This window comes from Bradyrhizobium sp. USDA 4452 (assembly GCF_054063575.1).
In genome coordinates this window covers 5,093,015-5,119,243 of sequence record NZ_JBSSGK010000001.1, presented here as the reverse complement: position 1 = coordinate 5,119,243, position 26,229 = coordinate 5,093,015, and the positions used below count along the sequence as shown (strand labels likewise).

The following is a 26,229-nucleotide window of genomic DNA, read 5'->3' as shown; positions in this document are numbered from 1 at the left end:
AACAGCCGAACGCGATCGAGCTGTACCTCCGTTCCGTACCACTTGATGATCCGCTGCGGTTCCTTTGGCGCAGCCCTAAACCGTGGCATCCTCTCGCCTTTGCGCCAGAGGATCCCTATGTTGCGGAGTACCTGCAGCAGCCCCAAAGCGACAATGGGAGGTATGCTCATGGACGCGCCCAGCAAGGAATTTGCGCTGGCGGGCAGCCTTGAGGAGCTGAAGATCAAGGGGCGGCTCGTTGTGCACGGTGCCCATCGTCCGATCCTCGTCATCTACGACCGCGGCCGCGTCTTCGCCCTGGACAATCGGTGCCCGCACATGGGCTTCCCCCTCGAGCGGGGCAGCGTCGAGGACGGCATCTTGACCTGTCACTGGCACCACGCTCGCTTCGATCTCGAAAGCGGCTGCACCTTCGACCTGTGGGCGGACGACGTGCCGATCTGCCCGGTCGAGGTGCGCAATGCTGATGTCTGGGTGAAGACCACGTTCACTCATGCCGATCCCGCCGCGCACTGGCACCAGCGGCTTGCGAACGGCCTCACCCACGACCTCGGCCTCGTCCTTGCCAAGGCTGTGCATGGTCAGCTCGCGGCCGGCGTACCGCACGCCGAAATCGTCCGGCAGGTGGCGCTGTTCGGGGCGCAAAACCGAGACGGCTGGGGCGTTGGTCTTACGATCCTCACGGCACTCGCCAATCTCCTGCCTGTGCTGCCGGAGGAGGAAGCCTACCTCGCTCTATTCCACGGCGCACGCCGCGTGGCCGCGGATTGCGACGGCGAGGCGCCGCGGCGGGAACGCGCGCCGCTCGGCAGCCGGCCGGAGCGGGCCGCGCTCAAACGCTGGCTGCGGCGTTGGACAAACGTGCGCCATCGCGAGGCCGCCGAGCGCACCCTGCTCACGGCAATTGCGGCCGGCTTGTCCCCGGCTGAACTCGCTGATGCCCTGTTCGCCGCCGCGACCGAAAGGGCGTTCGCCGACACCGGGCACTCACTCGACTTCATCAACAAAGCATTCGAGTGCCTCGACCTGATCGGCTGGCAACACGCGGCGGCCCTGCTGCCAACTGTCGTCGGTCAGATGGTTGCGGCCCGTGGCGCCGAGGAATCGACGTCCTGGCGCCAGCCCGTTGACCTTGTTGCGTTGTGTGAGGGATCAACCAGCGAACTCGCGGATCTGTTCGCTACCGGACGCGGCGCGCGTGACTGGTCGGGCCACGCCGCACTTGCTCAGGAGCTGCTCGGTGACGATCCCGCCAGGATCGTTGACGCGCTCAAGGAGGCGATCCACGCCGGTGCCGCTCCTGCGGACCTTGGCCGATCCCTCGCATACGCGGCAGCGCTCAGGGTCGCGCGCTTCGGCCATGCCAACGAGCACGCCGACTGGGAGACGGCGCATCACGTCTTCACCTACGCCAATGCCGTCCACCAGATGCTGACGCGCATCGGGACAGCCAACGACGCGCACGGCACGGCCGTCCGCGGCGTATTGCATGGAGCGATGGCGCTCTACCTTGCTCGCTATCTCAATGTGCCGCCGGCGCGCAACCCAGGCGACGGCGGCGAGCAGCTCGATGATCTGCCCGCAGATCCAGGGACGATCCGCACCGCCTTGCTCGACGCCTTCGACCGGCAGCGACAGGTCGATCTCGCCGCACGCCTGGTAGCACGCCACCTCACGCTCGGCCATTCGCCGCAGGCGCTGATCGCCATGCTCGCGCATGCGGTGCTGCGTGAAGATGCAGGGTTCCATGCGTACCAGATGCTGGAGGCGGGAATCCGGCAATTCGGCGCGTGGGGCGACACGACCGAAGGCCGGCAGATCCTGATCGCCGTTGCCCGCTATCTGGCGGCCCATTCACCGACCGAACGCGCGTCCCTGCAGACAGCCGACATCGCCCGCCGCCTGATGCGGGGTGGCGAGCTGCATCAAGAGGCGGGGATCGCCCTAGCTAACGTCACGGACTGAGGGCGCATCAAGGGCGATCTGAAGTGACAAAAGCCGGCGCCGGCGAACCGACACGCGCCTCCAACTACTGTCTCGCGTTGCCTCCGCTTTGCCCATGAGTAAGGCGCCCGGATCATGTCCCGGACAGAACCGCGACGGCACGGCTGAGTTGGGGATCGTCCGACCCGGCGGAGGCTCCGCCTGCCTGGACCTCGGTCGTCGGCGTCACGCCCACGCCCTCCAGGCGCTCGCCATCGACCCGGACATCTTCGACTGCGAGCAGCAGCAAGCCGCTTCCGATGAGGAATGCGGTGGCGGCAAGGACCGCGCCCTCCGTCCGTGTGCCGATGAGCTCGCCCAAGCGGTACTTCTTGAAGCCGTAGGCAAGGACCTCCTTGCCGCTGCGCGTACCGCCGTTGATGAGCATCGCAACGGGCTTGCGCCACCTCACATTGACGAATTCGCTGGTACCGCTTCGGTCGGTGACCTGCATTGTTGGGGCCCGGACATTGAACAGATCGAGATATTCGGGTTGCGCGCCGCCCCAGCCATCCCGCAAATCCCAGATCAGCGCATCCGCGTCCTTTAGCGCGCCTTGAGACAGCAGGCGTTCAAGGGCGCGTTGATAGACATGGCCGGCATAGCACCAAACATGGACATAGCCGATGCGTCGTCCGTTGGACTCAATAACGCGAGCACTAGACTCCAACCCATGAAGGAACATTTTCGTGGGCTCGAGGTCGACGGGTCTGACCGGGATCTGCACCACCAAGGTGCCTCGCTGCACCTCCAGGACAACCGATTCGCCCACCTTTCCACGGAACGACCCGACCGGCTCAAACGCCGTACCGTCGGCCGCAACTATTTCATCTCCAGCACGAAGGCCCGCCTGCTGAGCCGGCGTTCCGTCTATGATTGCCGTGATCGTGCTACCGCCAGACGCCTCAAGACGCGAAATGATACCTATGCCAGGGTACGATACGCTCCCGGCCGGAAACGCACTCTGCAGCCCTCGTCGTCGCAACGCGCCGGAAAAGATATCTGCAAGTTGATAATATTCCGGCTCATCCGGCGTATAGAAGCGCGTGTGTGAAGCGTGCAACTCTGACAGCATCGTATTGATGACACGCGCCAGAGAGGCCTGGGAGGTTGCCCGCTGAACCTCAGTGAGATGTCGCTCCCGAACCGCCAGCAAGTCCAGCCCGTTGTGACGCGGATCGTAAAAGTGATCACGCACAGTCTGCCAAACGCTCTCGAAGGTGGAGACGCCGTCAGCAGGAACATAGGAGTTGTTTGCCTCTCTGTTTGGAGGCTCCGCGGCGTTCGGGGTCACCACGGCATATGCGGTAACCATCGCTGCCAATCGCAACACTTGGCGACGTGAAGGCGATTTATCGATGGTCTCTTTCATCGTTTGAGCTCGCTGTGAAGCGCCTGCCGGGCGCATTCGCTGGCGATGCGATGCCGGCTCCTTACCTAATGCTCTCGCTCCATTGGCGAAAGGAGGCGGTCATTGAGGTGAGGACACGCCAGATCACGATAGCGATCCGGCCATCACGATGCTACTTCCCGCAGGACCTTCGCCCGTCGGGCCAACACCCATTGTGTTATTCGGCCTGCGATCCGCACGGCCGATCGACGCCCTAACTGCCTGCTGGGTTCGCGTCTGTGGATCAACGTTCGGCGCCGATTCACACATCAGACCGGCTCCTTCACGCGGCGGTCGGCCTCAGCAATCGCTGCATCGACATCCTTGATCAGGAAGCGGATGCCCGGCGTCATATGGATCATGATTGCGTCGCCGCTGCGCGTGTAACCGCCGCCCGGGAAGACCTCGTAAGTGTTCCCGTAGACGCCGAGTCCGTGACCAGCGTCCTGGATCTTTACCGACGCGTCCCAGCACGAATACGTGCGCGGCTTACCCATCTATCACTCCTCTTAGCTCGGCGAACCTCTTGACCGCCATTTCGCTCACTTTGTCGGCGGCCTTGTGCAAGTGGCGGCCTCCGACAGGAGCGCGTTCTTGCCAAACGCCCCAGCTCGCGAGTATTTTGAGCTCGGCCGCGCGGCCTACGCTGCGGTGGGCCGATCGGCCTAGGCCTCGCGGTCGGCATAGCTCATCCAACAAGTTTCGCCGGGCGCCCGGAATTCGACGCTGGTCCGCAGGTTCTCGACGACGCCGAACGCGTCGGCCGACTTGCGACCGCGCAGTTCGATGGCTTTCGCCAGCGCCTCATCGAGCGAGACGAACCTCAGCGGGTCCTTGTGCTCGTCCAGCGCGAGCGCCTTCGCGCGCGTGTCCAGGATCATGTACTTGCGGCCGATCATAGCGTAGCTCCTTCGTTCGCGGGGCAGTTTGCCCGCGAGCTCATCCGGTTTTCAGGACCGTCGGCTCTATCTGGTCGCCGGCCGATACATCATGATGGCTGGATGAAGAGGCGGCGGGCAAACCGGAGTGGGAAGCTAAGCCGTCAAGATGCGCCAATCGAGAATTGTCCCCAGAGAAATTTGAGATGAAGATTTCGGAATCATGCGGCCGGCTTCCGGGCGGGCATCACCCATACGGGATCGATCTGCAAGGTGTTGAGGTCGTGCAGAACGTAGAACAGCCGTCCGGCGAAGGCCGCCCTGCCCATTCGCAGCGCTTTCCATGAAGTGATTTCCAAGATTCATTCTCAAGGACTCGATTTCCAAGGATTCGCTTTTCAAGGAGGCTGGTGGCTCCAAGCCAGCGCCCGCGCGCCGCGACCTCCGGCCACGACCCTTCCTTGGCCCAGCGGGCCGAGGCAGAGCGCCTCAAGCCGAATTGGACGGCTCTGTGCGATGGTTCGCTGGCGAGCGATGTCTTCGATCTTCCGATGAAATGGAATCCCTGCTAGGTCTCTGGGAATACGTGATCCTCAGCATTTGCGCGGCATTTTTGGCGGTAAGGGTTCTCGACCTAACAATATTGTTAGGTCGAGAACCCTTACCCCGAATAGCGTCCGATCCGGTCGAGCTGCCCGAGCCGCTGGATCACGCCTGGCCAATTGACGCCTGCTGCAGCGACTTCGATGAGATACTCGCCAGCGCCCGGATTCGGTATAGGGCACTATCCAGTTTAAGTAACTCCGGGCCGCCTGATTCACCTACGCCACGCCCTCGTAGACCTGGCGGGGAGGCGGGCCTGCGAACGCGGCGCGGGACGTCCTGCGGCTCCGGGCATACGATTCGCTACGGGGTCAGGCGGAATCGCCCGACACCGAACGCCGGCCCGCGCAGGGAAGCAGCGCGCCGGCGATGCCGCCGGGCGCCGTCCGCCCGCGGCGTCATGTTGGCGGTCATGCCGGGCGCGTCAGGCTCGGGTCAGACGGCGTTGACGCGCACGCCTTGCTTTCCCAAATCCATCGCAAGCGCGCGCGTTAGGTTCAGTAGTTTAGCGCGCCGGTCGGCGTCCGGACCCCACGCCGATTAAGACGGAAGCGGCTTCGGTCCCGACCTGCGATGCCTCCGGCGGCCGTTGGGCAGACAAACTGAACGGACCCCGGCTCGTCCCGAGCCGATGCCGTTGTGGATCGACGGTCAGGCAGCGCTCCTTTCGTTGGCATCGCGCTTCTGGACGGCGTCGAATATTTCGACTGGCACAATCGGCTCGTGTTGCCCTTTGGCGATGCTCCAATCCGCGCGGGGCTTGAGGACCCGGTGGCGTGCTTCGGTGAAATCGTCTTCGAACATCTCGTACATGCCGCAGACGACGAGGCCTATGTAAATCTTGTCGTGCAGAACGCCGCGATCGCCGTCCTGCGATAGCATGGTCATTTTCCATTTCTCTCCGCGAGGCGGCGGAACGCTCGTCTCGTTCAGCTTCTTCACGATCGCCGGTAGCGACATCCCGTCGAGATAAGATCGGTAGATGAGTCCGACGATGCGTGCTTCCTCGGCGTCGACTTTCAGAAAGCCGTTTTGTCCGGCTCTCCGAACCAAGCGATAGCCGTAAGGACGAGGACCGACGTAACGGCCGTCCTTGTTCATGGCTTTGTGCCTGCGTGCGATGTGGCGACTCTTGTCCTCGAGGCCCAAACCGGCAACCATCTGCAATGCCATGGCCGTCATGTACGGGATCTGGCCCGTCGTGGTCCATACCTGGACGCCGCAACATTCGGCCAGCTCGATGAACTGGACGAGTTCGGAGTGCTTCCGGCTTCAACGGCTCGCCTCGGTCGCAAGCACGACATCGACCTGGCCCGTCCGCATGGCATGTTCGACCTGCTGGAACGCCGGCCGTTTGCGCAGTCTCTTGCCGCTCTCGGCTTCGTTGAGCACACCCACCGATACCCAGCCCTCTTGGCTCGAGCTGAACTCGGCCATGGCGATCATCTGATCTTCGAGCGAGATATCGTGTGGCTTGTTCGACGTGCTGGCATACAAAATGACCCGCACGGCCGTCGCGCGCTGCCGACTGCGTTCCATGCCGATTCCGTCCTTCGCGTTCTTTGTGGAGACCGCGGCTTCCGGTCGGGTCATGGCTTCAATCCCTCTGGTTACAAAATTTCGCGTGTTCGGTGAAGCTTCCATCGTCGAACTAGCCGGTGTCGAACTTTCCTTTCAAACTTTAATGCTCGCTGGGAGCGCTCAACCTGAATTGGCCGAGCGCTCTTGTTTGACAACTAATTTCGATCCTTTTGAGAGTGCAGTCTCAGACGGCGGACGCCGCTCTCGGCTCGGCGGGTCCCGACGTATTGGCGAGTTTCGATGACCGCTGCAGCGCTCTCCTCCGGACTGGCTTCAGTTGCCACGAGGTTGGCTTGCGGCCCGAGATTAGAAAGCGGCCCGATTTGCTCATCGACTTTCTGAGGATATAGGCGCCATCATCCCCATGAATATCGAATCCTTGCTCTCGCAAGGTCGTCAAGATCTGCTCAGTAGTAGCGGGCTCAGAGCGTGAGCGAAGGACTTTCTCGGTCGCCTCAATGATGCTGTCTGTAGTCTCGAACCATTTGACCTGCAGCTCGTCATAGGCGGTCTTCAACATGAAGCCATTCCTGCGAATGTTGACGAATACGTCGCGCCGATAACCAACGGCTCGCTCCACCTCAGTCGGCGTCGCTGCAACGCCGCGTTCAGCCAAGCGCTTGTGAATCTCATGGATTGTGACCGGTTTGACTTCGCTCACGAGGACCTCTTCGACCCTCTTATGAAATGGGACCATCCCCCGCGAACCCTCTTTGGGATACGTGATCCTTAGCATCTCCGCCGCGTCTTCTTCGGTAAGGGTTCCAGATTCAATAGAACCCTTACTCCGAATCGACTCTGTTGCGGACACGATTCGAGCGAGCTTGCCCACGATCTCCACCTCGAATTCGAGTCCTTCTTTGGGGTGAACCACGATCCGCTCGACAAGTGAATTGAGCTCCTCCATTACCGGCAGATCGATACGCTCGGCAGGTGCCGTTGTGAGTCGATGGAGCGTCTCCTCCACCAACTTGAGGTAGCTTCTAGCTGAAGGTGCATGCAGCTTGAATTCGTAAGTGCCAGCGCGGAATGCATCCTCCTCCTGCTTGGCCTGGGCGATCTGCAATTGAACCTCGGAGATCTTTCCGTTCAGAAGGACAGGATCGCCACCACTCCTGATGGCATTGATCAAATTGTCGCGTTCGTTGTGCAGGCGTTCCAGAAGTTCGCCGAGCCGAGATAATTCCTTTGCCTTCTTCCTCATTGCAGCCTTCGAAAGGCTGGAATGCTCCCTGAGGAACGCTTCAATGACCTTCGGTTCTTTCAGATTTTCGCGAAGCGTGTTCAGCGCGGCCTCGAAAACCAGGGATCTCATGTAGCTACGGCCGTTGGTGCAGTATCCCATGCTGATCCCATTGCATTGTATCCGGGTTTGCTGATTACGCCGCCCTCCACCAGTGATTTTCATGGTGCCGTAGTTGGTCGTGCCGTCCTCGTGCACGACCAGGCACTTCGCACATTTCAATTTGCCGGCGAACAGGGCCGGCGGACCGGGCGTCGGTCTCACGCTCTTTGGACGATTGCGAAATCGTTCCTGGACTGCATCGAATATGGCCGGCGTTATGATCGCCGTGTGTTGCCCCTTCTTGCGTTTCCATTCCTCCGCTGGACGGAATTTGTGCGACACTGTCTCAAGCTCGGGGTCAAAATGCTTCTCAGACTTGTCGTAAAAGACCCAGCCCCTGTATACGTCGTTATGCAAAATACCTCTAAAGCCATCTTTTTTTGTAAGTATCGGAACGCGCCATTTCTTACCCCCAGGCGAAGGGATGTTCTTTGCGTTTAGGATACGACATATCGCCATTGGCGATTTGCCTTCTAAGTATAGCCGGTAGATCTGTCTGACGATCTTGGCTTCCTTGCTGACGATTTGGAGATGGCCGTTCTGCCCGTTTTTTCGAACATGACGGTAGCCATATGGCTTGCCACCCACATGTCGGCCGTCCATGTTGATCGCGTAGTGTGCTCGCTTGATCTGTTCGCGAGCCATTCCAAGCATCAAATCGGCAACCATCGCCAGGGCCACGCTCGTGACATAAGGCATCTCGCCATTGACAACCGTCCAGATTTGCACGCGGTTCTTCTCAGCGAGCTCGAAAAGCCGCACGAGCTCCGGCAAACTACGTCCCCAGCGCGAGAAATCGTGGCTTAGAACGACATCCACTTCACGGGCGCGCATAGCCGCCTTTATTTTTTGATATTCGCCTCGTTTTCGCTGTCCTTTGCCGGATTGCACTTCGGAAAAGATACCGACTGACGCCCACCCCTTCTGCTTGGCACGGAAAGCCTCCATGACCTTGAGCTGATCATGAATTGACATGTCCTGCTTCTTTGTCGAGGCCCGTGCATAGGAAATGACTCGGACGATGCCTGCGCGCTTCCGCGCGGGTTCGCTCAACGCTATTCCAGCGGCTCGCTTTAGGAGCTTCGCCCACTCAAGTTGTTCGGTGCCCATCTCTTTTTCCTAATTGAATATTATTGTTTGTCTTGCCGTGTGAGGAACCAGATTCGTCCACCGCCGTCCGACCTCGAGCCTTCTGGCGAAGAACCCGGGCCATCGCTTCACCAGCCTGGCGTTCGACATCGGCTTCCGCTAGAGCTCGGAGAAATGGCAGCAGAAGGGATAAGCGGTCGGCATCGCAGTTCGAGCCCGCCCTTCCGCGATTCGACTTAGACGAACGGCTTCTGCTTTGGGGAGATCCAACAGTGGGAGACGAATTGGTTGCTTCTCGTTTGCAATCCTTACCGTCTCTTTTTTCGGGTGACGTCTTAGAAGAAATGTCGCCCCTTGCAGCGGCACAGCCTGACTTTTTGCCCCCTTTACTGGATCCTGAACGCAGCATCATGGACAAACCTCAACCAGAAGTTAGCGCGCTCGACGCGATGACGATGTGGTAATCGAATCCTTGAGCAGGTATTTGCATTTTGCAGGCTCCGCGGCACCGTCCTGCTACGTCAAGGACTAGAATCGCATTGCTCTGCTCAAGATGGGGATGGGAATCCTTAGCTCAGATTTTGCGACCGGCGCTGTTCACAGCATCGGCGGCCAGCGCGATCAACGACCAGACGCTCTGCCTACGATCGTGATTGCGCACGTAGACAGTGCAGGCCCGCGCCTTCGTTCCGATTAAGTGATTGCCTGCTTCAGCCGAGTCGACTCTGTAATCGCTCCGCCGGGCAAGATCGGAAATGTTGGAGATGTGCATGAGGCCGATCGTACGCCGAGCCTTCGCGCAGCCGCCAGGAAGGATCTCGACCGTGACTCTGATCATCCGGCAGCTCCGCCAGATTTCTATAAGTCGATACGACTTTCTGCGGCCGCATCGTGCTGCGCGCTACGTTGGCCGCGCGCGGCGAGTACGGCCGAGCTTTCCGCCGATTGCTTGGGGCCGTCGCGCTAGACGTTGGCTATCGCGCTGATGCGACGGTGAATCGCCCCAATGGAACGTGATGGATATTAAGGCTGACCAGGTCCGCACATGCGAGAGCACAGAGGGCGGCGACAATGTCGCACGAGGGGCGAGCACGTGCTTCCAACTCCGCGAGCGACTGCGGCCCCCATTCTTCGAGAGCAAGCCCGATTCTCAACCGGTCTGAGAGGGATACCGGACGCCGGGCGTACGACCATACTAAGCGCGAGTTCGTAAAGAGGAGCTCGCGCCGGATCTCTGACGAATCGCGCTCTAGCAGGCGAAGCCCGTAACGTTGAAGCACGTAAGTGAGGCGAGCCAACTGGTCCTCACTGCGCTCAGGTCGGGTTTCGTAGACCCGAAGCAGGAAGCAACCGTCGATGCGATAAAGAACGACGCCATGTAGTGAAAGCGCTGGACACTCTATAATGGGGCCTGTCCGATACCGGATAGCCTGGACGGCAGGATCGAGGGCCGCTCGCTCGAGCGCGCAGCGGAGAAGCGGCTGGTGCTGTATCGGAACTCCGATCTCGCATTTGCAGCTCACGAAGAGTGCAGGAACTGCAGCTCGATGGCGAAGCTGAGTGGGACGCATGATCATCTCCTGAACATGTTGCCGATGAGCAGGAAATTGCCGATCTGAAAGCAGCGGATCGAGATTGCGGCTGGATATGCTCGGAGACGGCGTCGCGCGCGACAAACGGCGACGACGATTGATGTGTTTGCCGCCAGAGTTTGTTGCTTTTGCCGAGACGATTCCGCATGTAGAGCATCGCGCCCTAAGAGACCTAACGGATGTCTCGTGTACGGTATATAGTACAAAACGATTGCGCCAAAGATATGGCCATCGGGAAAATAAGAGGGTGGTGCCGTGGCAGCGAACTCGCATCGAGCGTCGACACAAGCGGTCCCGGCGCTGTCCGGGCCGCTGCCAATTCATCGACGCGGCTTGAGAAGCTTGGACGCTTCGACGCCCAATGCCATCGCGATGCGCAGAACGGAGTCTAGCGTCGGGTTCGCCTCTCCCCGTTCGATGTCGCTGATCAATGCGCGGCGGCTTTCCGCGCGGTCCGCGAGCTCCGCCTGGGTCATTCGGAGCGACAGCCTAAGCTTGCGGACGTTCCGGCCGAGGGCTGCCCTGAGACGCCTTTGCGCTCTTTCAAAGGACTCAGATGCAGCCACGGCTCCTCCGCGAATCCTTCACACGCTCGGCAATCTGCCACGTCTCCGGTCCAGAGGCCATCGGGCGGCGTTCTCGCCCGCCAGGAAAGGCCGGCAAGGATTAGCGAAATACGCTCAGGTATGTATCGGCTCCAGCGCGCTCCGCGCTTCGGGAGGCAGGCTCGCTCTTGGCGACCAGCTCGCAGGCCTGGCGCCGCACCGATGTTCTGGGCCTGCAAGGCTTGCCTTTGTCTACGAATCCTTGGATCACGTTGCTTGGGGGTAGCGCTATGGCCGGAAACACCGCACTTGACGTACGAACTGCCGTCGTGGAGGGCTCTCTGGCTCCTCATATGCGCCGCGCTGCTGCCGCGCGCGCGAACGAATGCGGGCTTCAGATCTTTAATCTGCCGCGGCTCGCGGCACGGCTTGCGGGCGGCTTCATCGTGCCGATGGCCGCAGAGCAACAGGACTCGGCGGTCCAGCACGCGCTCGATGGCGCCGGCTTCGTCGAGCTCGAGCCGGTGCGGCAGTTGCCCGGTATGGCTCGGGCGGTTGGACGGACCCTGCGCAAGCTCTGGGACGCCGATCTAGATCTTCGGGCTTTGGGCGACAGCCAGCGAATTCGCGAACTGGTGCTGATCGAGGAACGTGTCAGAGAGCAGTTGCCGAATGCAATGCTCTCGCCGCGAGATCTGCGGAACGCGGCGCTGCAACGAATCCAACACGCTCCGCGCCTGCTTGGTCCGGTTTGCATCGAACACCTTTCCTTTGTCCAGCCAGTTTGGCGGCCTCTGATCGAAGCGCTCACCAAGGTGGTCCCTGTCGAGTGGCGCGCTCCCAGGCACGCCGAGACGGAATGGTTTTCCGGAGGGGTCGCTACGATCGCCGCGCCGTCGCACGTGATACGGCCGACCGTGCTCTCCTGCGCCGATCCGCGTCACGAGGTCGTCGAAGCGTTGCGGTGGGCACGCCATCTAATCACTTCGGGCTTCGCCAAGCCGGATGAGATTGCCGTCGCTTCGGCCAGCCCCGGCGCCTGGGACGACCATTTCCTCGCGTTGGTCTCCGAAACCGGCCTGACGGTGCATTTTGCGCACGGTATTCCGGCGCTTGCGACGCTAGATGGTCAGCGTTGCGCAGCATTAGCCGATGTCCTGCTGCACGGGTTGAACCAAAGGCGGGTCCGACGAGTCGTGTCGCTCTGCGGCGGCCAAGTGTCCGCCCTGGACAAGCTGCCCTACGATTGGCTCGCGGCGCTGCCCCGAGGCGCGACCCTGCCGGCCTTGGACGACTGGAGCCGGGCCATCGAGGAGGCGATCCTCAAAGACGGTTCGCTTGCTCCCACCCGAGCTGTTCTTCCGTTGCTGGACATCCTGGCGAAAGGTCCTGCGGCGTCGAGCGAAGCAGCGGCTTTGCTTCTGCGCGAGCGTAGCCTGGATATCTGGCAGGCGGCGAACCGCTCCGCGCCGGCCGATGCACTTGAGCTTTCGCTCCGTGACGTCCGGCTGGCCCCGGATACGGACGCCGCAGATTCGATCGTGTGGTGCTCCGCCCGCGACCTCGCGGCAGCCCCGCGGCGGCATGTGCGCCTGCTGGGTCTCACGAACCGCAGTTGGCCACGGCGCATCGGAGACGACCCCATTCTCCCAAGGCACGTCCTGTCCGAGCTGGAACTCGACGTCGATCCTCCCTCCCGAGCCGACCGCCGGCACTTCACGATCATCCTCGATGCGGCCTCTGGAGGTGCAGTACTTTCGCGCAGCCGCCGCGGCAGCGAGGGCAGTCGAGTCGGGCGGAGTCCGTTGTCGGAGGACCAACCGGAGACTGCGCTATCCCGGGCGCGCATTCCCGAGCACGCCTGCAGCGAGGCGGATCGGCTGATGGCACGTCCCGAAGAGGCAGCGGAGATCAAGAGAATCAGATCGGCAGCCCTGTGCTGGCAAGATTGGCACGTCGAACGTCTCACGGCACACGACGGTCAATTTGCCGCCGACCATCACGTCATTGCGCGCGCTCTAGAGCGCATCCAATCGGCGACTTCGCTTCAGCGGCTCCTGAGGGATCCACTCGGCTTTGTCTGGCGGTATGCACTCGGCTGGAACGCGCCGGAAGAATCTGAGCAGCCGCTCTCCATTGCCGCGCATGATTTCGGAAAGCTCGTGCATGAACTATTGCGGCGAGCCGTCGATTCGCTGGAGCCCGCTCCAGGTTATGCCAAGGCTTCCGACATTCAGATCGAACGCGCGCTGAACGATGCCGCCGCGGTCGTACGCGAGAGCTGGCCGCTGCAACGGCCCGTCCCGCCGAAACTGCTGTGGAGCAACACGGTCGACTATGCTGCCCGACAAGCTCTGGTAGCGCTCCTGCGGAAAGAAATCTCGGAAGAGGGGACGCGCAGTTGGACGGAAATTCCGTTTGGTCAACCCGACGGGTTCGACGCCGGGCGCGAGCTGCCTTGGATTCCGACGATTCCCGTCTACGTACCGGGCACGCTGATCCGCCTACGAGGCGCGATCGACCGGCTCGACATGCGGACCAACCCCTTTGGCGTACGCGTGACGGACTACAAGACCGGCTCGGCGCCCAAGAACGCGTTGCGGATGATAATCGCGGGCGGCGCGGAACTGCAGCGCGCTCTGTATGGTCTTGCGTGCAGGCAGTTGCTGGATGGCGAGCCGCAGGTCATCTCACGACTGCTCTATCTGTCCGGAGAACCGCTCGCCCTCAAGCTCGGCAATCTTGATGCGACGATCGAGCAAATAAGCGCGTTCGTCGGCGAAGCTTTGACCATGCTTCGGCGCGGAACGGCCGTAGTCGGTCCCCTCTCTTACGACGGCGCGAACGACCTGCGCTTGGCGCTGCCGGCCTCGCCGGCCTATGAGCGTCGGAAGCGTCTTGCTTTTGGCAAGGCCAGCGAAAAACTCTCGCGCTTGTGGAGCGCGCCATGACGCGGACCAACGATGAAGGCGACCGGCTGCGGGCATTGACCGAGCTAAATTCCACGCTGTTGGTGGAGGCGGCCGCGGGGACCGGCAAGACGTCTTTGCTGGCCGGGCGCGTAGTGATGCTGCTGGCCGCGGCGACCAGCGCCCGAGCGATCGCAGCGATCACGTTCACCGAGTTGGCCGCCGGTGAACTGCGCGAACGGATCGCTCGGTACCTCGATTCATTGCTGGCAGGAACGGTCCCGGATGAGCTTCGTCTCGCTCTGCCGGGCGGACCGACACCGGACCAAGTGGAGTCCTTGCGAGCCGCGGCTTTCCGGCTTGATGAGCTCACATCCTGCACGATTCACAGCTTCTGTCTCGACCTGCTGCGGACCCATGCGGTGGAAGCGCGGATCGACCCGGGGGCGGAAGTTCTCGATCGCGACCAAGCGGAGTTCGTGTTCGATGCGATCTTCGATCAATGGTGGCGCGATCGTCTCGACAAGGCTTCCTCCGGCGACGATGCTCTGGCCCTGGTGGCGTGCAAGAACCCGACCGGCGCCGAACGTCTGCTGCGCGAGTTCGCGAAATTCCGTCGAAGCCACCGGAACGCCCGTCCCTTGCCGGGCGAAATCGATACGGACGCGGAGCTCGAATTCGTCGAAACCGTTCGCGAATTCCGGCGCTGGTGTGATCGTGTCGGCGCGCCAGCCTGGGCCGCGGAAGAAATCGCGGCGCTTGAAACGCTGGCCTTGCACTTCCTTGGTCGATTTGACCCGTTGCCCAGGTTCGAGCAACTCTGGGACTTGGCGCATCCGGCTCCACTTCCGATCATGCGAAAGGACACGTTCGACCTCCGCGAATACAGGCGCCGGTCGTCTTGGAAGCGCGTCGCGGGAAAAGCAGATGGCGAACGCCTCGCAAACGAGGCAGAGCAGCATTACGCCCGTTGCCGCGACGCCTACGGCACTCTCATGGGCCGGATCGCGATATCTCTCATCAGCGTGTTTTCGGCCGAGTTGGACAGCTTACTGGCCGAGTACGAGGCATTCAAGCGCCGTGCGGCGGTCCTGGATTTCGATGATCTTCTATTCACCTGCCGGGACGTGCTCCGAATGTATCCGGAGGTACGCAAAGCATCCGCCGAGCGTTTTTCCTGCATTCTGGTCGACGAGTTCCAGGACACGGACCCAATCCAGGCGGAGATCATTTTTCTGCTCACCACCATCCCGGACGAGACGATCGGTTGGCACGCGCGCAGACTACAGCCAGGCAACCTCTTCCTGGTCGGGGACCCCAAGCAGGCGATCTATCGATTCCGCGGAGCGGACCTTGCGACCTATCTGATGGTACGCCGAGCCGTTGAAGCCCAATTCCCCGACAATATTCTCCGGGTCACGGCAAACTTCCGGTCACGCACCGACATCCTCGACCACGTTAACCTGTGCTTCAAGGACCGGCTGTCCGCCCAAGAGAGCGGTTACGTGCCCCTGCATGGCACGCGCGGCGGTCCGGTCAGTGACTTTCCCTGCGTCGTAAAGACGACCATCCACTTGTTGCCGAACACCGGGGTCGATAGCGGTCGCGACGATGAAGCCCGTGCTGTCGCCGAGATTTGCGGACGCTTGATCGGAAACATGGAGGTGAAGCTCAAGAACGGCGAGAGCCGGCCGCTGGAGCCGGGAGACGTCGCGCTACTTGCGCCCGTGTCAACAAATCTGTGGCGGTACGAGAGGGCCCTCGAGGAGGCCGGCTTACCCTTCGCCTCCCAAGCCGGCAAGAATCTTTTCCGGAGGCAGGAGGCGCAAGATTTCGTGGCCCTAGTGCGCACGCTCGCCGATTCGCGCGACACGCTCGCGCTCGGCGCTCTAATGCGCGGACCTTTGGTCGGATTGACCGAGCAGGAGTTGCTCGACATTGCGGGGGCCCTGCCAGCGGCGGAGCACGATAGCGAATTCCCGAGGCTTTCGCTTCAGACCGCCCCCGAATCGATCCAGCATGATGTTGCGCGCGAGGTGTTGACTGTCTTGCGCGATCTGCGGCGACGTGTGCGGAGCACCGCGCCTGCACTCCTGCTCGCCGAAGCCGTCGAGCGCCTGCGGGTACGTGCAATCGTGAGGGCGCGCAGCGCGGACCAAGCGGCCCGCGCGCTGGCCAATATCGATAGCTTGCTGGAGCGGGCGCGAAGCTACGGCGTACGTGGGTTCGCACAGTTCGCGCGCGATCTGGATCGCGAATGGTCGAGCGGCTCCGGACAGAACGAGGGAATGGTGGAGGCGGACGGCCAGTCCATCGAGATCGTCACGGTTCACAGCTCCAAAGGCCTGGAGTGGCCCGTTGTCATCCCGATCAACTGCGTTTCGCAGCCGCGCCGTCCCGAGAAATTCGTGTATCGCCGGAGCGATGAGACCTTGCACTGGGCTCTCGGAAGCGTAACCCCACCATCTCTGAAAAGCGCCCTGCAAAGGGAAATCCTGGAAAAGCGCAACGAAGACCTGCGGCTCCTTTACGTCGCCTGCACGCGGGCGATGGAGCTCCTGGTCATTCCGGCCTTCACGTGGAGTGATGACGCATCTTGGGCGAAGCTGCTCGACTTCAGGCTGGACCAAATTCCCGAGTTGAACTTCGAAACTTTGCCACGACGCGGCCTTCGCGCCCGCATCTCGATCGAGAACCAACAGACCGCAGAGCAATTTGCAGCAGAACAGTCCCGCCTCAAGGAGGCACACCAACGCATCCGTTGGATCCGCCCCAGTGACAGCGATCCGGATGTGGTCCCGATCCAGCTACCGACATCGCTGGGCGAGGATGAGCCGCTTCAGTCGCCCCCCACCCATTGAAGGAAGCCGCACGCGAGGCGTAATTTTGCACAAGCTCATGGAAGAGCTATTGACTGGTGAATTGGACGAGAGTCTCGATGCGATTAAATCGAGGGCTGGTTTTTTGCTCGAACAACTAACCTCAACGGCACTCGCCGCCAACTCTCCAGGCACTGAAGAGATGGCGAGTACGGCCTTGCGGACGCTATCACTTCCGGAACTGCAGTCGTTTCGGGGTACGCTCACGGTGGAAGTCCCAATCTACGGATCCGCCCCAACCAGCATGCAGGATCTCATTGCTGGGCGAGCGGATGCGGTCGCACGCGCAGAGGATGGCAGCTTGATCGTATTCGACTGGAAGAGCGACGTCGCGCCAAGAGAGTCCGATCGTTCCGCCTATCGGCGGCAGCTTGGTCAGTATCTTCACGTGATTGGAGCTCGGCGCGGCGCCGTCGTTTACATGACATCGGGGCACATCGATTGGCTAACGACGTCTCACTAATTCGAAGCGCGGCGCTACGAGATACTTGCTGTTTTTCGCCGTTCTTGCTTGATCAGCGATCACAGGGCCACCTTTAATTCGGTCAGATGAACGATAGAAATCGGTGCGGGGCTGCAAGCCGTCAGACCGCTCGAGCATCCCTGACACGCATGCCGTGGCTCGCGAGGTCTTCAGCGCCAGCTTTACCGCCGCCACAGCATCGCCGCCAACAATCCCCCGGCGCGCTTCTGCCTCTTGGGCATCTCAGCGCACGCGGGCGTGCCCTACTTCAGCCTCGGCACGCGCCAACCCTCCCAGCCCACGTGTTGCGCGTTCCTGGAAATTCAGGCTATCTGAGGTAGATGAATGGGTGCGCGCGGGGGCGCGGATGAGGGCCAAGAACCTTCGGGGGGTAATGTGAGCCTGAACGAGGCGGATACGCGCTATCACCTCATTGATCCAGTGCTGCGCGATAAGGGCTACGTCAGCCGCGACCGAATCACGCTGGAAACAGTGCTCACCCCGCCGCCGGTGGAACCCTCAAGTCCCAAGGGCCGCCGTCGCAGGGGGCCGGGCCGCACGGACTACCTCTTGTGTGTCCAGGTCGGTGATATGCCCAAGGCAATGCCAGTCGCTGTGCTTGAGGCGAAGAAGGAGGCCGACGATCCGCTCAGGGGCATGCAGCAGGCACGGGGCTATGCCGACACGCTGCGTTTCGACGTCAAGTACGTTTTTTCCACCAATGGCCACAGGTACGGCGAGTACGACCGCTTCACCGAACTGATCGAGGGGCCGTTCGCATTCGACGATTTCCCGGCGCACGTGGACCTCACCGCCCGCTATGCCAGAGCAAGCGGCATCGATCTGACGCGGCCCGAGGCGACGGTGCTCTTCCAGGCAGATAGCCCCGCCTGGTCGCAAACCCGTTACTACCAGGATGCTGCCATCCGCGCAGCGTTCGAAAAGGTCATCCTTGACCGCCAAGCTGGCGCAGCACCGCGTGTGCTGCTCACGCTTGCCACTGGCTCGGGCAAAACCGTTATCGCCACCAACTTGCTGTGGCGCCTCGCTCAAGCCGGCCGGTTGCCTAAACCAGCGCTGTTCCTCTGTGACCGCGACGAACTGCGTGAGCAGGCCTACACGAAGCTCAAGGCGGCCTTCGGCGACAACGCGCGCATCGTCAAAACCGAACGCGGCGGCAATGCAGCCGCCAATGCGCGCATCCACATCGCCACCTACCAGACGCTGGGTATCGACGAAGCAGGAGATGCCAGCTTCCTCACCGAGCATTACGGCGAAGATGCGTTTTCCGTGATCATTATCGACGAGTGCCATCGATCTGCCTGGGGCAGATGGTCTGAGGTGCTGCGTCGCAACCCCAATGCTATCCACATCAGCCTCACCGCCACCCCGCGCAAGCTTGAAGAGTCCGAGAAGGCTACTGCCGAGGACCACGAAATCACCGCCAACAACCGCGAGTACTTCGGTGAGCCGGTTTACGAATACACGCTGATCCAGGCGCAAGAAGACGGCTATCTGGCCGCCTGCGAGATCATCAAGCGCAAGGCCAGCATCGACAGCGCCGTCTTCACCAAGGAAGAACTGCTCAAGGCAGGCGTACGTGACCTAAAGACCGATCGGTTGCTAACCGCCGATGACCTCACCAAGGATCAGTACACCGGCAAGGACTTCGACGACGAAATCTTCATCGAGCTGCGCACGCCCAAGATGTGCGAAGACCTGTTCAAGCTGCTGTGCGAGAACGGCGGCCCGGAGCAGAAGGTCATCATCTTCTGTAACCGCGAGATCCATGCCGACCGCGTGGCGCAGCACATGAACAATCTGTATGTGCGCTGGTGCAGGGATCAGGGTCGCACCCCGAAGGACCTGTACGCCTTCAAGTGCATGGGTGGGGTCAACAATGGGGCTGACCTCATCGAACCGATGCGCGGCTCAAGTGAACGCGCCTTCATTGCCTGCACGGTGGATTTACTTGAGGCCGGCGTCGACATCGAGCGGCTCAATGCCGTGGTGTTCTTCCGCTACCTGCAATCGCCAATCAAGTTCTACCAGATGGTCGGACGCGGCACTCGCATCCACGAGGAATCAAGTAAATACAAGTTCTGGCTTTACGACTACACCGACGTCACAAGCCTCTTCGGCACCGAATTCCTTACTAAGCCACCGCGCCCGGGCGGAGGCGGGGGCGAAGGTGGTGATGACGACGGAGAAGGTGGCGGCGAGGGTGGCGATGTCACAGCCGTGGGCGAGGTCGGCGGAAAGCCCGTCGTCATCACGGCGCAAGGCCGTTTCATCCTCGTCAGCCGCGACGGGAGGGATACGCCCATGCCGGTGGAGAAGTACCGCCGAGAGGTCGTTAGCCGCGTGCTGAGCGAGGCACATACGCTAGAGGAGTTCCGCTCGCTGTGGATCGAGCCGCACAAGCGCCGCCAGTTCATCGAGCACTTGCTAGGAGAGCGCCTTGACCCCGACCTGATTCGCGATGAAGACCGGATGAACGATTTCGATCTCTACGACTACTTCAGCCACCACGGCTACCACGCTCGCGCCTTACGGCGACCTGAGCGCGGCGATCTATTCATCACCCACAACCAGCCCTGGTTCGCCGCCATGCCAGAAAACGCCGCCATCGTGCTCAAGGGCTTGGGCCATCAGTTCGCCCAAGGAGGGACCGACGCGCTCGAAACCCCGGCACTGTGGGAGGTGCCGGCCATTAGAGTCGCCGGTGGGTTGGATGCCCTGCGTCCCTTGGGTGCGCCTGTGCAAGTCATGCGCGAGGCCAAGGGGAGGTTGTTTGGGATATGACGGGCCAAAGCTGGCAAGAGCTTTCAGACCGCCGAAACCCCCGCGCGGCCTGATGAGTTGGGTGTGCTCAAGGTCAGTGCTGTGACTTGGGCGGAGTTCCGCCACGATGAGGCCAAGGCACTTAGGGGGGCTTACCAGCCCGATGATAGCCATAGGGTCCGAGCAGGTGACTTGCTGATCTCCCGTGCCAACACAAAGGAATTCGTTGGTGCCGTAGTGTTGGTAGACCGGGACTACCCGCTCCGTCTTTTGTCGGACAAGACCTTGCGTCTGGTAATCAACGAGAACCTTGCCAACAAGGAATACCTGCTTTTCGCCCTGCGTGCGCCGAAGGCGCGCAAGCATATCGAGCACTTCGCGACGGGAACAAGTGACTCTATGCGAAACATCTCGCAAGGGGTCATCACGTCGATTCCAATTGATCTCCCGCCGCTTGATGAGCAATGCCGCATTGCCGCCCGCCTGAAAATCCAACTGGAGCAGGTGGGAACGGCGTGGCAAGCGGCTAAGGAGCAAAATCAGGAGGCTGAGGCGCTGCGCGCCTCTATCTACCGCGAAGCCTTCCGCAAGTCCGTGCCGGTCGCGGTGCCGCCAAATCTCGGCGAATCGCCCTCCCAATGGCACTGGCACAAGCTCTCTGATGTCGCTCGGCTAGAAAGCGGTCATACGCCAAGCCGCTTGCGGCCCGACTGGTGGGGTGGCGACGTCTCGTGGAGTATCGCTGACCGAGATCCGCGCTCTCGACGGGCAATGGGTCGAGGGTACGCAACTGCGTACCAACGAGGCAGGCGTCGCCAATTCGGCGGCGCGTGTCTTGCCGCGAGGCACTGTGTGTTACTCGCGCACAGCCTCGGTAGGTTTCGTCGCCATTATGGGCCGCCCTATGGCAACGAGTCAGGATTTCGCAAACTGGGTATGCGGCAATGCCCTGGACCCGGAGTTTCTGATGGATGCACTGATCCGTTCGCGCGCTGAGTTGCGCGAACTAGCGACCGGCGCCACGCATAAAACGATCTACATGCCTACGCTTGAGAGCTTCCATGTGTGTGCGCCGGAACCGAATGAACAACGGCTCATCGTGAAGGCGCTGAAGAAACAACTCGTTGAAGCGGACACGATCCGTTCCACGCTAATCCAGCAAGAGGCCACGGTTTCAGCTTTACCGCAGCGCATCCTCGCCCAAGCTTTCGAGATCTGAAAATATGGCCCGGCCCGAGAAAACCAACAAAGCACCTAAGGCTATCGCCTCCACGCAGTCGCTTTCAGCTTTCGTCAAAAGCATTTGCGACATCATGCGGCGCTCAAACTGCGCCAGCGCCCTGCAGTACGTGCCGGAGCTGACGTGGATTCTGTTCTTGCGTATCCTCGACGCGCAGGAGGCGCGAGATCAGGAGAAGGCGGAGGTGGTGGGCGCGAGCTTCACACCCGCCTTGCGCGCGCCCTATCGCTGGCAGGACTGGGCGGCGCCCTGGTCCGACAAACCCGAGCACCCCAAGACGCCCGAAGGCAAGCCATTCGGTTGGAAGCGGCAGGAGTTGTTCGCAGCGGGCGACGGCAAGCTGTTCGAGTTCATCAACAAGGCGTTGCTTCCGCATCTGCACAGCTTGGACATCGACATGCGCACCGGGCTGCCCAACCCGACGGCGGCGCCGAAGCAGCGTGTCATCGGTCGCATCATGACGGCTGTAGAGAAGGTTCGGGTGGATTCCGAAACGAACCTCCGCGACATCTTAGACCGGGTCCACGAGATCAGCATCGATCATATCGACGACACCCATTTCTTTACGCTGTCTCAGGTCTACGAGGACCTGCTGCTCAAGATGGGCGAGAAGAACTCCGACGGCGGCCAGTTCTTCACGCCGCGCGAAGTAATCCGGGCGATGGTGCATACGGTACCTCCCAAACTCGGCCAAACCGTGTACGACCCCTGCTGCGGTACGGGAGGCTTCCTGGCTGTGGCCTACGAGCACATTGCGCGGAAGCTGGGCGAGAGCGCCACCAGCACAGATTTGGATACCCTCAAACACGAAACGTTCTTCGGCCGCGAGAAGGAGAACCTAGTGTACCCCATCGCGCTTGCCAACCTGGTGCTGCACGGCATCGACCAACCCAACCTGTGGCACGGCAACTCGTTGACGCGCCGCGCCACGTATGGCGCGCTGTTCGAACAGGCGCCCAAGCAGTTCGACGTGATCCTGGCCAACCCGCCCTTCGGCGGCAAGGAGGGCAAGGACGCGCAGAAGAACTTCGCCTTCGAGACCAGCTCCACGCAGGTGCTGTTCTTGCAGGACATTCTCGCCGAGCTGGCAGAAGGTGGCACCTGTGCCATCGTGCTGGATGAGGGCCTGTTGTTTCGCACGAACGAGAGCGCCTTTGTCGAGACGAAGCGCAAGCTGCTGGACGAATGCGACCTGTGGGCCATCGTGAGCCTGCCGGGCGGGGTGTTTTCCACTGCCGGTGCCGGCGTCAAGACCAACCTGGTGTTCTTCACCAAGGGCAAGAAGACAGAGCGCATCTGGTACTACGACCTGTCACACGTGAAGGTGGGCAAGAAGACGCCGCTCACACTCGCGCACTTCGGTTTCGGCAAGGCCGGCAACGTGCTGCCCGACGCGCAACTACCCGCTACGCTTTCAGCGGAGTGGTCAGCCGATGAGACCAACGCTGGTAATCGCTTCCCGAGCTACGCGACGCTGTTGCCCCATCGTGGCAGCCCGCAGGGCGACAGCCGCTATCGTGGACGATGGACTTCGCCGCCCGCCGTGCCGAGGCGCGGGCGAAGATGCAACCCTTGTTGGAGCAGTCCGCCGCGATCCGCACCGAGGTGGTGGACCTAAAAGAAAAGCTTAAACGGCTGAAAAGGAATGGAGAGCCAGAATCCAAGATTACTGCTGTCGAGGCGCGCATCCGTGAACAGGACAAGGCTGCTCGCGACTTGGAAGCAGAAGCCGCCGGCATCGACGCGCAGGTATTCGATCTCAAAGCGGTCAACCCGAACGCGGTCGCCAAGCTGGATGACCGCACGCCGGTGCAGATAATCCGGAATATTGAGGCCCAGGGCCGCATCGTGGCGCAGGCGCTAACGCGTCTCAGCGCATTAATGGCCGCCGAAGAACTCATCGAAGACGGACCTCAAACAGGGAGCCGACGGTTGCCGTCGGCGCAAGGACGAGGTCTTGGAGCTGATATCTACCGTCAGCCGAATTGATCTGGTCGGCAACAGATTTTCCAATGTGGCGTTTGGGTGCTTGGTGCGGCGGTAGCCGAGAGAGCGGCCAACACCTTCGCCACATCCGTGAGGTCAATCAACCACGAGAGGCGGCCGTGTCGTCAGCTTACGCTGCATGCCGTGCGCTGGGGTCTAAGCATGGCAGCAGCGAAGCGCGACATCCGGCCTGCAGCTGCAATATAGACTTTCTGCTACTCAATCTCTGCATGTAACTGAGCCGATCTTGCGTTATGTCAGCAGAATCGGTGCCAGAATGGGGAACTCAGGATTGGCTCCGTGAGGGGGCAATCCATGACGGCAGCGCAGCCTAAATCCGTCTTAGACATGATCCTCGAATGGTCGTTGGATCGTCCTCTCTGGCAGCGTGATGCGCTGCGCCGGATCGTTGCCAACGGCAAGCTTCTGCCGGAGGATCTGGCTGAGCTGGTACAATTATGCCTCAAGGGCCGAGGCGCGAGCGACATCGAGCTAAGCGCGACGCCTCTAGCGGCCGAACATGTGCCGGCTGTCGCTGCGGCGGAAGCTGCAATCTCCCTGACCTCCATTGCCGACGTGGCGGGGGTCAATCGGCTTGCCAGCGACCAAACATTGTCATTTGGGCCCACCGGTATCACTGTGATTTATGGCGACAACGGCGTCGGCAAATCAGGCTATGCGCGTATCCTAAAGCGCGCCTGTCGAGCCCGCTTCGTTGGCGATCTGCTGCCCAACGCCTTCGATCCATCTGCCACTCAGACTGCGAGCGCGACAATCGCCTATGCTTCCGGGAACGTGGCCGCGCCTGCGATCCCTTGGGTTAACGATGGCAAGCCGCATCCGATTCTGTCGGCCGTCTGGGTCTTCGACCGCGACAGCGGCGCGGTACATGTACGAAGCGAAAACGAAGTGGCTTTCCGCCCTTTCGGGCTCGACATTCCCGATGAGCTGGCAGGCGTCTGCCAAGCGGTCAAGGAGGCGTTGGCCGCCGAGCAGGGTAAGCTGGAAGCCGCCCGGGATGCCGTGTTCATCAAGCCGATCTTCAGCACCACTTCGCCAGTCGGGAACATTCTATCCAGTTTGACGCCGGCAACGGATTTAGCGGCCCTTGAGGCATTGGCGCCCATCTCCGAGGCAGAGGAAGGTCGGCTCGTTCGCTTGAATGAGGATTTGGCGCGCGATCCGCTGAGAGTTGCCGGCGAGCAGCGCGCTCTGGCGTTATCCCTACATCGCTTTGCCGATGATCTCGCGACCGCCCTCGCGGGCGCGACAGACGAGGTGCTCTCGAATCTTCTCGCCCAGGCCGAGGACGCACGCCAGAAGCGCGGCGCCGCAACGTTTGCTGCGGAAGCGGCCTTCGGGAGTGCGCCAATCAAAGGTGTTGGCGGAGCAGCTTGGCGCACCCTTTGGGAAGCGGCACGGCGGTATTCGGAGCAGGTCGCGTATCCTGAGGGCGCGTTTCCTCCTGAAGCGGGCGAAGCATTATGCGTGCTCTGTCACCAGACGCTGCCCGAGGAGGCCGCGACGCGCATGAGCAGCTTCGAGCGCTTCGTGAAGGCAGATACAGAGAAGCTCGCCCAAGAAGCAGAGCGCGACTCCGAGAAAGCGCGTCTCGCTTTGGCATCGAAGCCTGTTCGCATCGCCGCTTTTCCACTACGGCGCCAGCTTGCGATCCGTGCTCCTTCAGTTGCTGCAGCCGTCCTACGTAGTCTTGCGGCGGCCCGCTTGCGCCGCTTCATCTGTTTGTCGTCATTGAATCAGCCGGGGACGGTGCAAATGCCGAATCTGCCGACCGATCCAGTCCCCCTGGTGCGACAGCTTGCAGAGGATACGGCTCGCTATGCAGAGGAGTTGGCCGCGGCGGCCGATCCGGCCGGCCGCAAGCGCTTAGAAGATGAGCGCGATGCCCTGCGAGATCGCAAAGCGTTGGACGTTCTGCTGCCGAAGACCAGGGCCGAGGTAGCTCGGCTCGCACAGCTAGACCGGATCGCGAAATGCCTCACTGAAACGGGCACCAGGGCTATTACCACCCTCGGCAACAACATTGCCGATCAGGTCATCACGCCGCGAGTGCGGGATCGCTTCCAGGAAGAGATCCAGAAACTCGCGGCAAGCCGGGTACGCGTCGATATCGTGCGCTCCGGTGGCAAATACGGGTCGCCACAGTATCAAATTCGCCTTTTCGCCAACGAAATGGCGAAAGTGCATTCCGTCCTCAGCGAAGGCGAGCAAACGTGTGTTGCGCTCGCTGTGTTCCTGACCGAGCTGGCGACCGCCACCCATGCTTCATGCTTGGTGTTCGACGATCCTGTCTCCTCGTTGGATCACCGTTGGCGCCAAAAGGTTGCAGAGCGCTTAGTCGAGGAGGCTGGCGTGCGCCAAATCGTCGTATTTACGCATGATCTGGTGTTTCTGAACGACTTGCAGACGCTGGCACATAAGAGCGGCGTAGCACTCAAAGAAATATCCCTGACGCAGAGCGGCCGAGGCGCCGGTATCGTCAACAATGGTCTGCCTTGGGCAGGCCAAAAGGTCAATGAACGGCTCGACAACCTTGAAAAGGAAGCGCGGGCCGCTGCGACGCATTACGAGGCGCATGACGATGAGGCATACCACGCTGCGGTCGTCACCTTCTATAATCGGCTTCGCAGCACTTGGGAGCGGGCCTTGGAAGACGTCGCATTTTGCAACGTGGTCAACCGTCACCGCGACTACATCAACGCGCGCGACCTGAAGAAGGTTTCGGCGCTCACCGAGGACGATGCAACGGCCTGGGCAGCGGGCTTTAAGACCTGTTGCGACATTACGGACGCTCACGATCCGTCGCGTGGGCGCAATGCCGCTTCACCACCACCCGCAGATTTGCTTGAGCATGTCCAAGACCTGTCCACCTGGGTCACCAATCTCCGGGAAAGGCAGAAGCAGCTTCAGTAGGCCCACTCCTACGGGACGACCGACATCA

At 61.3% G+C, this 26,229-nt stretch carries 18 protein-coding genes and 1 pseudogene; 11 read left to right on the top strand and 8 right to left on the bottom strand.

Going from position 1 to position 26,229, the window contains the following annotated elements; genetic code table 11:
• Nucleotides 1-168: 168 nt before the first annotated feature.
• On the top strand, nt 169-1,965 hold the full coding sequence (locus tag ACVISU_RS24455; protein ID WP_456708577.1) for a Rieske 2Fe-2S domain-containing protein: 1,797 nt from the start codon (nt 169-171) through the stop codon (nt 1,963-1,965).
• Between the two features lie 112 nt (nt 1,966-2,077).
• Here ACVISU_RS24455 and ACVISU_RS24450 read toward each other — a convergent pair whose 3' ends face one another.
• From ACVISU_RS24450 to ACVISU_RS24425, 6 genes are all read right to left on the bottom strand, one after another.
• Nucleotides 2,078-3,355, bottom strand: a complete 1,278-nt coding sequence (locus ACVISU_RS24450) for a S41 family peptidase (RefSeq protein WP_456708576.1) — start codon at nt 3,353-3,355, stop codon at nt 2,078-2,080.
• A 287-nt stretch (nt 3,356-3,642) separates the two neighbouring features.
• Complete coding sequence (locus ACVISU_RS24445; protein WP_456708575.1) at nt 3,643-3,870, bottom strand: hypothetical protein; 228 nt, start codon at nt 3,868-3,870, stop codon at nt 3,643-3,645.
• A 168-nt stretch (nt 3,871-4,038) separates the two neighbouring features.
• A complete protein-coding gene (locus ACVISU_RS24440; protein ID WP_456708574.1) occupies nt 4,039-4,272 on the bottom strand; it encodes a hypothetical protein in 234 nt (77 codons plus the stop codon).
• 1,233 nt (nt 4,273-5,505) lie between these two features.
• On the bottom strand, nt 5,506-6,036 hold the full coding sequence (locus tag ACVISU_RS24435; protein WP_456708573.1) for a recombinase family protein: 531 nt from the start codon (nt 6,034-6,036) through the stop codon (nt 5,506-5,508).
• Between the two features lie 90 nt (nt 6,037-6,126).
• Entirely contained in the window at nt 6,127-6,447 is a 321-nt protein-coding gene (locus ACVISU_RS24430) for a recombinase family protein (protein ID WP_456708572.1), read from the bottom strand.
• Nucleotides 6,448-6,619: 172 nt separating this feature from the next.
• Nucleotides 6,620-8,890: a recombinase family protein gene (locus tag ACVISU_RS24425; RefSeq protein WP_456708571.1), complete on the bottom strand. Its 2,271-nt coding sequence runs from the start codon at nt 8,888-8,890 to the stop codon at nt 6,620-6,622.
• Between the two features lie 251 nt (nt 8,891-9,141).
• On the opposite strand from ACVISU_RS24425, the gene ACVISU_RS24420 reads away from it, so the two are divergent.
• Complete coding sequence (locus ACVISU_RS24420; protein ID WP_456708570.1) at nt 9,142-9,333, top strand: hypothetical protein; 192 nt, start codon at nt 9,142-9,144, stop codon at nt 9,331-9,333.
• Between the two features lie 110 nt (nt 9,334-9,443).
• Here the strand turns inward: ACVISU_RS24420 and ACVISU_RS24415 are convergent, their stop codons facing one another.
• Both ACVISU_RS24415 and ACVISU_RS24410 read right to left on the bottom strand, forming a co-directional pair.
• On the bottom strand, nt 9,444-9,707 hold the full coding sequence (locus tag ACVISU_RS24415; RefSeq protein ID WP_456708569.1) for a hypothetical protein: 264 nt from the start codon (nt 9,705-9,707) through the stop codon (nt 9,444-9,446).
• Nucleotides 9,708-10,781: 1,074 nt separating this feature from the next.
• Nucleotides 10,782-11,027 carry a helix-turn-helix transcriptional regulator gene (locus ACVISU_RS24410; RefSeq protein ID WP_456708568.1) on the bottom strand — a complete coding sequence of 82 codons (246 nt, stop codon included), beginning with the start codon at nt 11,025-11,027 and terminating at the stop codon, nt 10,782-10,784.
• 332 nt (nt 11,028-11,359) lie between these two features.
• Here ACVISU_RS24410 and ACVISU_RS24405 point away from each other — a divergent pair, with 332 nt between their 5' ends.
• From ACVISU_RS24405 to ACVISU_RS24365, 9 genes and pseudogenes are all read left to right on the top strand, one after another.
• A complete protein-coding gene (locus ACVISU_RS24405; RefSeq protein ID WP_456708567.1) occupies nt 11,360-13,957 on the top strand; it encodes a PD-(D/E)XK nuclease family protein in 2,598 nt (865 codons plus the stop codon).
• The gene (locus ACVISU_RS24400) at nt 13,954-16,776 is read left to right on the top strand and encodes a UvrD-helicase domain-containing protein (protein WP_456708566.1); all 2,823 of its coding nucleotides are present in this window, start codon (nt 13,954-13,956) and stop codon (nt 16,774-16,776) included. The genes ACVISU_RS24405 and ACVISU_RS24400 overlap by 4 nt, the downstream gene beginning before the upstream one ends.
• Nucleotides 16,706-17,257: a PD-(D/E)XK nuclease family protein gene (locus ACVISU_RS24395; RefSeq protein ID WP_456710887.1), complete on the top strand. Its 552-nt coding sequence runs from the start codon at nt 16,706-16,708 to the stop codon at nt 17,255-17,257. Before ACVISU_RS24400 ends, ACVISU_RS24395 begins: the two co-directional genes overlap by 71 nt.
• A gap of 396 nt (nt 17,258-17,653) precedes the next feature.
• Complete coding sequence (locus ACVISU_RS24390) at nt 17,654-20,062, top strand: DEAD/DEAH box helicase family protein (protein WP_456708565.1); 2,409 nt, start codon at nt 17,654-17,656, stop codon at nt 20,060-20,062.
• Nucleotides 20,063-20,125: 63 nt separating this feature from the next.
• A pseudogene (locus ACVISU_RS24385) lies at nt 20,126-20,518 on the top strand (hypothetical protein); the annotation flags it as partial.
• A gap of 241 nt (nt 20,519-20,759) precedes the next feature.
• Entirely contained in the window at nt 20,760-21,260 is a 501-nt protein-coding gene (locus ACVISU_RS24380) for a restriction endonuclease subunit S (protein WP_456708564.1), read from the top strand.
• A gap of 4 nt (nt 21,261-21,264) precedes the next feature.
• Nucleotides 21,265-22,899, top strand: coding sequence for an N-6 DNA methylase (locus tag ACVISU_RS24375; RefSeq protein ID WP_456708563.1), 1,635 nt, complete (start codon nt 21,265-21,267; stop codon nt 22,897-22,899).
• A complete protein-coding gene (locus tag ACVISU_RS24370) occupies nt 22,854-23,270 on the top strand; it encodes a hypothetical protein (protein ID WP_456708562.1) in 417 nt (138 codons plus the stop codon). Before ACVISU_RS24375 ends, ACVISU_RS24370 begins: the two co-directional genes overlap by 46 nt.
• A gap of 312 nt (nt 23,271-23,582) precedes the next feature.
• Entirely contained in the window at nt 23,583-26,201 is a 2,619-nt protein-coding gene (locus ACVISU_RS24365; protein WP_456708561.1) for an AAA family ATPase, read from the top strand.
• Nucleotides 26,202-26,229: the final 28 nt, after the last annotated feature.